The sequence below is a fragment of the Acidovorax sp. KPB24-07 genome, assembly GCF_057543315.1.
In genome coordinates, this window is record NZ_BAAJYS010000883.1 from 1 (window position 1) to 678 (window position 678).

At 71.7% G+C, this 678-nt stretch carries 2 protein-coding genes; one reads left to right on the forward strand and one right to left on the reverse strand.

Annotated features, from left to right (window positions below):
• On the reverse strand, positions 1-184 hold a 184-nt coding region (locus tag AC27IQ_RS26445; protein WP_487091431.1), incomplete at its 3' end, for a helix-turn-helix domain-containing protein.
• Between the two features lie 65 nt (positions 185-249).
• On the opposite strand from AC27IQ_RS26445, the gene AC27IQ_RS26450 reads away from it, so the two are divergent.
• Positions 250-678, forward strand: a 429-nt coding sequence (locus AC27IQ_RS26450; protein WP_487091432.1) for an EamA family transporter, incomplete at its 3' end; no start/stop codon positions are given.

Sequence of the window (678 nt, forward strand, 5' to 3'; positions counted from 1 at the left end):
GGCGCCGGGTGGTGCGCTCCAGCAGCCGCACGCGCAGCACGCCTTCCAGCCGCGCCACTTGGCGGCTCACGGCCGACGGGGTCAGGCCCAGTTCGCGCGCCGCCGCGGAAAAGCTGCCCGCCGCCACCACGCGGGCGAACACCGCCATGTCAGGCAGGCAGTCCAGGGCGTCATTTGTGCGCATGGGGAACCAATGTTGTTCTCTGAGAGGCCATTATCGATGGCGTGGCATGAATCTACGATCGCCGCATGACCACGCTGCCCCTCGCCCGCCCCGCCACGCTGCTGCGCAGCGCCGACCTCGTCCTGCTGCTGGTGGCCGTCGTCTGGGGCACCAGCTACGGCGTGGCCAAGGGGGCGCTGGCGTTCTACCCGGTGCTGGGTTTCCTGGCCGTGCGGTTTTTGCTCACGGCGGCGCTGCTGGCCCCGGCGTGCCTGCGGGCGACGCGGGCGCAATGGCAGGGCGCCCTGTGCGCCGGCCTGCCGCTGGGCGCGCTGCTGATGGCGATCTTCGTGTGCGAGACCTATGGCGTGGCGCACACGCAGGCCAGCCAGGCGGCGTTCCTCATCAGCCTGTGCGTGGTGTTCACCCCGTTCGCCGAATGGTGGATGCTGGGCCGGCGGCCGGCCGGCGCCGTGTTCGGCTTTGCGGCCGTTTCGCTGCTGGGCGCGGCGCTG